6 protein-coding genes are annotated in these 7,534 nt (G+C 34.2%); 1 reads left to right on the forward strand and 5 read right to left on the reverse strand.

Annotation, left to right across the window (positions count from 1 at the left end):
- The 5 genes from R3333_RS10700 to R3333_RS10720 form a co-directional block, all read right to left on the reverse strand.
- A partial coding sequence (locus R3333_RS10700; protein WP_318958788.1) for a polysaccharide biosynthesis protein occupies positions 1 to 515 on the reverse strand: 515 nt, incomplete at its 3' end.
- Positions 499 to 2,034: a murein biosynthesis integral membrane protein MurJ gene (gene murJ / locus R3333_RS10705; protein ID WP_318958789.1), complete on the reverse strand. Its 1,536-nt coding sequence runs from the start codon at positions 2,032 to 2,034 to the stop codon at positions 499 to 501. The genes murJ and R3333_RS10700, both read right to left, overlap by 17 nt.
- Entirely contained in the window at positions 2,028 to 3,230 is a 1,203-nt protein-coding gene (locus tag R3333_RS10710; RefSeq protein ID WP_318958790.1) for a hypothetical protein, read from the reverse strand. Before R3333_RS10710 ends, murJ begins: the two co-directional genes overlap by 7 nt.
- Before the next feature lie 133 nt (positions 3,231 to 3,363).
- Complete coding sequence (locus R3333_RS10715; RefSeq protein WP_318958791.1) at positions 3,364 to 4,644, reverse strand: nucleotide sugar dehydrogenase; 1,281 nt, start codon at positions 4,642 to 4,644, stop codon at positions 3,364 to 3,366.
- 16 nt (positions 4,645 to 4,660) lie between these two features.
- Entirely contained in the window at positions 4,661 to 5,632 is a 972-nt protein-coding gene (locus R3333_RS10720; RefSeq protein ID WP_318958792.1) for an SDR family oxidoreductase, read from the reverse strand.
- A gap of 426 nt (positions 5,633 to 6,058) precedes the next feature.
- Here R3333_RS10720 and R3333_RS10725 point away from each other — a divergent pair, with 426 nt between their 5' ends.
- A complete protein-coding gene (locus R3333_RS10725) occupies positions 6,059 to 7,345 on the forward strand; it encodes an OmpA family protein (protein ID WP_318958793.1) in 1,287 nt (428 codons plus the stop codon).
- The last annotated feature ends 189 nt before the right edge of the window (positions 7,346 to 7,534 follow it).

Genomic DNA, 7,534 nt, shown 5'->3' on the forward strand with positions numbered 1-7,534 from the left:
CCCCTTGAAGCCATAACATTTCCGTATCTTGTTAAACACACAGTTGTATTACTCAGGTTTCTTGCTGCCGCAACTGCTACTTTTTCCATAAGAGCCTTGGAAATCCCCATAGCATTAATTGGATATGCAGCTTTATCTGTACTTAAACAAATAACTTTCTGAACTCCATTCTGTTCAGCTGCATCAATTACATTCTGAGTACCTAAAACATTCGTTTTTGTCGCCTCCAATGGAAAGAATTCACATGAAGGGACTTGCTTTAATGCCGCCGCGTGAAACACATAATTAACCCCACGCATAGCACGTTCAACGCTAGAAAAATCTCTAACATCTCCAATGTAAAATTTTAGTTTATCATTATTTAGTGCTTTACGCATGTCATCTTGCTTTTTCTCATCTCTAGAAAAGATTCGAATTTCAGCGAAATGATTAGTTTGTAAAAAACGTTGTAAAACGGCATTACCGAATGAACCCGTTCCACCTGTGATAAGAAGAGTTTTATTTTTTATTTCCATTAATTTTATTTCTTAATAGTTTAAACAACATGAGTGTTTCTTTATTTTTGAACAAAACAAGAGTCAAAACAAACAATAGATTATAGACAATCAACTTCAATACGAACATTGAAACACCTTCTTTAACCATAAACAAAGAATTATCTACTACAATTAATCCCAAAAAGATTATACAAGGCATAGTAATATTGACTAAATATAATAAGGAATCTTTTACTCTTAAAGAGAAGTTTAGTTTTCTATTGATTAACAGGTACATAATCAATAAGTTAATAAAAGTAGCAATCAAATTGGCTACTGATAAACCTAAAAGGCCTATGTGATTTGAGAGAAATATACTTAAACCAGCATTAAGTCCGAGAGAAATAACACTGGTATATAGTGGAATTTTCGTTTTTTCTTTGATATAATACAATCTAAGAATGATTTCCCTAAGCGCCAAAAAAAGTACATTTATTGAATAAGCTGAAAAAACCGTTGCAGTATTTTTAACATCAAGTAAGTCAAACTCTCCTCGATAATATATGATTTTCACAAATTCCGAACTATATACAGCAAGGTAAATAGTGGTTGGGAAAAGCAGAATAAATATTAATTTTAAACTAACCTTCGTAAGGTAAATTAAATCTCTATCCTTTTTTTCTACATACAATTTAGAAATGATAGGGTAAAGTACGGTAATAATCGATGTTGAGATTGTTCCAGATATAGTACCCTGAAGTCTTTGTGAAAATGTCAATGCGGACAAACTCCCTTCGCCTAACCCAGAAGCAACAGCAGTATTTACAAGTAAATTTAATTGATCAATCGAAAAGCCAATAAAAATTGGCGCCACTAACCAAGTCATTTTTTTTAAATTCGTGTCCCTTAAATTTATTATAAAATTAAAGTTAAAAAACCCCTTTGCTAGGTACCACTGGATTCCTAATATTATTACAAATGCTAAAACCCCTGACACAGCCATTGCCAATGGTCCGTAATTATCCCCAAAGAAAAATATCCCAACAATTACTATTATTGAGGAAATTAAAGGAATTATATGAGGTGCGTAGTACACATTTCTGGCATTTGAAACATTTGACAGAATAAGGCTTGAGGATGAAAATGCGAATGAAAGAACTAATACCCTTCCAAATTTAACTGCTAACAATCTTGTTTCCTGATTAAAACCTGGTGCAACAAAATCAATCAAGAAATCCATAGAAAAGTAACCAACTGTTGATAACAAAATCGATCCAATAAAAAAAATCGAAAGTAAATTCGATACGAATACATCTACTTTTTCCTGGCCTTCATTTATTAAAACCTTATTATACAAGGGTATAAACAAAACTAAGTAACTACTAACTATAGCTGCAAACAATATACTTGGGACATTATTTGCAGCGAAATAGGCGTCAGTTTCGAGTCCTGAACCAAATTTCCAGGAAATCATTATATCTCTTAAAAATGAAAATACTTTTCCAGAGATAACAATTAGTAATACAATAAAAGACTTTTTAAATACACTTTTCAACATTTTTCAATAATGTTATATTTAAAATGTTTTAGTTTCCAAACTACGAACACAAAAATTGAAATTCCTAGATAGTCAAAACCATGAAAAATTTGATTATTTGCCGGAACAAAAATGAACATTACAGTCAAAAGCGCAAACATCATAAGCGACACAGGATTCTTATATACAAGTACCTCTTTGTATGATTTACCATACAAGAATGACATAAGTGAAAAGAACACTAAAGTACCTATCCACGTAATGTCTGATGCAATCCAAGGAAATGCAGTGTGCCAGTGCTTTTTACCAGGTATTCCTTTCTCGGTTTCTAGTTTATTCAAATAAGTTTTCTCATATGGATCGAGTCCAGAAACACCTTTCATAATAGCCGATAGAGCGACTGAGTTCCCAACCCCATATGACCATTCCCAATCTGATTCTAGTGATTTTGAAAGCCCATAATACCCATTAGATAAATAACCTGTTGTAAATGTTGCAATACCTAATCCAAAATTATCACCAAATATTTTAAAAACGGGATGTTCAAAATCAAATTTGGCATATGATACCATATGATTGTTCAAATCATATGACGTTATATTCCGAGAGTTCAACCTAGAATACTGTGCGAAAGAAAACAAACCAAATACAAAAACAAAACCAAAAACAGCATACCTGATCAACTTTCTTCTTCGCTGCCTCGAAAAATTCACAGACTTTAATAACAAAACAACTCCGCCATAGATTGCAATGTCACCAATTGATTTTTGATTACCAAAAGCAACTGTTTGAGTTAAAATGATTAATATGATAAAGGAAATAAAATAAATCTTATATCTTTTAGCTAGTCTATCAAAATAATAAAATCCCAATGTAAAACATAAAAATTTCGGAATTGCTGAAAGAACTAATATGGCAAGTTCAAATGTCAAAATTGATTGTTCAGATTTCTCACTATACACTTCGTGGAAGGATGAATAGTTTTCTCCTAAAGATGCAAGTGATAAATTTAAACGTCCCGTAGAACCTAAATAAATCATGTTAATTAAATAGAGTACCAAGGAAAGTTTAATTGAAACCTCAATAACCCTAAAGATTTTTCTTGTATTTTGCTCTGAAAATGAGGTAAGACTTTTAGATCGGTAACCTAGTCTAAAAAAAAAATGACACCAACAATAAATACGTAAAAATAAAGATTGTAAGTAATCCTTTTTCATAATTTAGATAAACTTTGGGACCAAAAAAACTTATTAACAAAGTTATTGCAATATAGAATACATGAAAATTGATTGGTGCGTTTCTCATTGAATGCATTTCCTTTTAAGAGTTTACTTATTTATAAGAATCCCTCTATAACTTACCATCTGCTAAACTTCCAAGCACACTTTTGACATCATATATAACTGAATTAAATTTTCTGTTTTGATTATAATCAAGAGTTAAAAATTCTTTATGTGCAACTCCAAGAACAACAGCATCGTAAAGCTCAATAGGTTGATCATTATATATTTCTAAACCATACTCCTGCTCCACTTCCTCTTTTTTTGCCCAAGGGTCAAAAATGTCAACTTCTATTCCATAAGATGTAAGTGCTGATACAACATCAACAATTTTTGTATTCCTGACATCTGGACAATTTTCTTTAAAGGTAATTCCTAACATTAAAACTTTAGAATCTAAAACAGAAATCCCCTTTTTTATCATTTGTTTAACGATTTGTGAAGCTACATACTCACCCATACCATCATTCATACGGCGACCTGCTAAAATGATTTCTGGGTGATATCCCTTCTCTTGTGCTTTTTGTGCCAAATAGTAAGGATCTACACCAATACAATGCCCTCCAACAAGTCCCGGTCTAAATGGCAAAAAGTTCCATTTCGTTCCAGCTGCTTCCAAAACCGCTTGTGTATCTATCTCTAATAGGTTGAATATTTTCGCCAATTCATTTACAAATGCGATATTTATATCTCTTTGAGAATTCTCTATCACCTTAGATGCCTCGGCTACTTTAATCGTTGGCGCTAAATGTGTACCCGCTGTGATTACACTTTTATATAAAGCATCCACTTTCTTTCCTATTTCTGGTGTAGAACCAGAAGTTACCTTAAGTATTTTTTCAACGGTATGCTCTTTATCTCCAGGATTAATACGCTCTGGTGAATAGCCAGCAAAGAAGTCTTCATTAAACTTCAATCCACTTACTCGTTCTAACACAGGGACACATTCCTCTTCTGTTACACCAGGATAAACCGTAGATTCGTAGATAACGATATCCCCTTTCGTCAAGACTTTCGCAACTGTTTCAGAAGCCTTATATAATGGAGTAAGATCCGGTTTATTATGCTTATCTACTGGTGTAGGTACTGTAACAATGTAATAGTTACAATCCTTAATATCTTCTAAATTAGACGAATTAAACAAACCTATCTCCATATTGGCACTATCTACCAGCACAGACTTCAACAAGTCATCTTCTACTTCTAGAGTAGCATCATGACCAGTATTCAACTCTTTAATTCTCGCTTCATTAATATCAAAACCAACTACCGCATATTTAGTAGCTAATAAACGCGCCAAAGGCAATCCAACGTACCCTAATCCTATTATTGCAATTTTATCTTTTGTCATCTTTCTAGATCTTCTCTTATTTCAAATTCTCCCAGTACCATTTCAAAGCCTCTTTCAAACCATCTTGAAGCTTAAACTTAGGATCATAACCTAATAACTCTTTTGCCTTGTCAATACTTGCTAATGAATGAGGAATATCCCCCGCTCGATTTGGTCCATATATCACCTCAACATCTCCAATTGCACTATCGTAATTGGATAATTCCTCTTTGATATAACCTACCAATTGATTCAGGGTTGTTCTATCACCTACAGCTGTATTATACACTGTATTAATTGCTGCTTCATTATCAGTCAACATCGCCAATTCATTCATCTGTATTACATTATCGATGTACGTAAAGTCTCTTGAATAATTCCCATCACCATTAATAACAGGACTTTCATGCGCCATAAACTGCATCACAAACTTTGGAATTACAGCAGCATAGGCCCCTTTTGGATCTTGTTTTCTTCCAAATACATTAAAATACCTCAGACCTATTGTTTGCAGTCCGTAGGTATTTGAAAATATTTCAGCATAAAGCTCATTCACATACTTTGTAATTGCATAAGGAGATAATGGTTTTCCAATTTTATCCTCTACCTTAGGTAAAGACTCTGAATCTCCATACGTTGAAGAACTTGCAGCATAAACAAATCGCTTCACCTTCTCGTCTCTTGCAGCCACTAACATATTTAAAAACCCACTAACGTTCACATCATTACTTGTTATAGGATCATTGATGGATCGCGGAACGGAACCTAAAGCTGCCTGATGTAATACATAATCACAACCCTCAATTGCTTTTTTACACGTCTCTAAATCACGTATATCACCTTCTACAAAGGTAAATGCATCATTCTTTAAAAGGTGATTAATATTGTGCATATGACCCGTTGCTAAATTATCTAAACATACAACGCGATATTCTTTTCCAATAAAATACTCACATAAATTGGAACCTATAAATCCTGCTCCTCCAGTAATTAAAATCTTCTGTGCCATAATATGTAGTCCTGGTTTGTCTAAAACTCCGCAAAAATAGTATAATTATTGTCAAATCCATGACCTTATATCCGTTAAGTCTGAGTTAATAATCGACACTGACACCCTCCCAGCTCACTTTTGTCACAAACGATTGTACAATTAGGATTTCACCTATATTTTTTACCGGAAATACCCCAATGATTCAAACTAATCTTTTCGGTTAAACAAACCTATGCTTCACTAACAGTTAAACCTAGATTCTTCAATTTTCCGCACTATTACTTTAGTAGAATTGAATATTATTATTAAATTGGGTGTAACATAAAAGACACTATCGTCGTAACAGCTAACATAACAGCCTTTTGATAACATTAAATTAATTTCTGTTTTTAGAAGCTGATTTATCAGAAAAGTTATCTTTGTGGCGTTTGAAAAACAATAACTATGAAAAAAATTCTAACTTTTGTAAGTATCCTAAGCTTTGGATCCTTATTCGGCCAACAAATTGACATGAACAAGTGGTCTCTAGGTTTAGAGTACGGATCACACTTCCCTAACGTAATTCAAGAAAGCGGTGCAGGGAATTTATTCGGACACTACGGAGGAAATGTACGTTACATGTTCAATTCTAAAGTAGGTGTTATGGCTAACATCGGAGTTGAGACTTTCGAAAACTCTGGAATGTTCAACACAAACCTTCAAGGAGTAATTAACTTAACTGACGTTTTAGGTTTTGAAACATTCACAAAACACCTTGGACTATCTTACCACTTTGGTGGGGGATGGAGTAATTCTTGGGAAAAAGAAAACTTCAGTTTCGACGATAAATTTGTAAACTTCACGATGGGTCTTAGACCAAGAGTTAAGTTAGGTGAAAGAGTATCTATGTTCGTAGATATGTCTGCATACTTAATGTTGTCTAAGCAAAAGAACTTTGATTACGTTTCTGGATATGACAGAAACGGATTCGATGGTTACTTCTGGACACAGTCTATCGGATTGAACGTTTACTTAGGTAAAAAAGATTCTCACGCAGATTGGACACCAACAGGAAACAGAAATGCTGAATACGAAGCTCGTTTGGACGCGATTGAGCAAGGTATGAAGGATGATGACAACGATGGTGTTGCAAATTACTTAGACCAAGATAACAATACTCCAGAAGGAGCAACTGTTAACACGAAAGGTGAAGAAATCGAAGTACACGTTGATACAGATGGTGACGGTGTTGCTGATGAGTTTGATGCATGTCCTGAAACTGCAGGTTTATTCTCTGCTAACGGATGTCCTGATGCTGACGGTGATGGTGTTGCTGATGACAAAGACAACTGTCCTAACGAAGCAGGTGTTGCTTCAGAAGGTGGATGTCCATCTAAAGGTGGTGACTTCGGAGGAATCATGCCAAACATGATGGTGAACTTTGACTTGAACAAAGCTATCTTGAAAGAAGGAGATAAATTGATTTTGAAAAACGTTGCGAAAGTGATGAAAGATAACCCTTCTTACAAATTGATCGTTGACGGTCACACAGATAACTCTGGATCTGAAAAATACAATCAAAACTTATCTAAGCAGAGAGCTGCTGCAGTAATGAACTTCTTAACAACACAGGGTGTTGAGTCAAGCAGAATTACTATGAACGAATACGGTGAAACACAACCGATCGCTTCTAACGCAACTGCTGAAGGTAGAGCAATTAACAGAAGAGCTGAATTCTCTTTTGCAAAATAATTAATAAGAACTTTCAAACGAAAAAGAGGCTGCCCTTAGGGTCAGCCTCTTTTTTTATTCAATAATTTTTGAATCCAATTTGGTCTTCGAGACTTCGGTTACTCGACTCCGCTCGCAAACCTATTATCATTGATGGATTCAAGGATTAATTGAAAATAAATGAACAGAACCCAAACTTCGAAGTCAAAA

The organism is Lishizhenia sp. (assembly GCF_033720595.1).
In the GTDB taxonomy this organism is placed as follows: domain Bacteria; phylum Bacteroidota; class Bacteroidia; order Flavobacteriales_D; family Crocinitomicaceae; genus Lishizhenia.

Excerpts from the sequence above, each read along its gene's own strand:
- murJ (WP_318958789.1), bottom strand. The coding sequence starts at position 2,034 with ATGTTGAAAAGTGTATTTAAAAAGTCTTTTATTGTATTACTAATTGTT.
- R3333_RS10710 (WP_318958790.1), bottom strand. The coding sequence starts at position 3,230 with ATGAAAAAGGATTACTTACAATCTTTATTTTTACGTATTTATTGTTGG.
- R3333_RS10715 (WP_318958791.1), bottom strand. The coding sequence starts at position 4,644 with ATGACAAAAGATAAAATTGCAATAATAGGATTAGGGTACGTTGGATTG.
- R3333_RS10720 (WP_318958792.1), bottom strand. The coding sequence starts at position 5,632 with ATGGCACAGAAGATTTTAATTACTGGAGGAGCAGGATTTATAGGTTCC.
- R3333_RS10725 (WP_318958793.1), top strand. The coding sequence starts at position 6,059 with ATGAAAAAAATTCTAACTTTTGTAAGTATCCTAAGCTTTGGATCCTTA.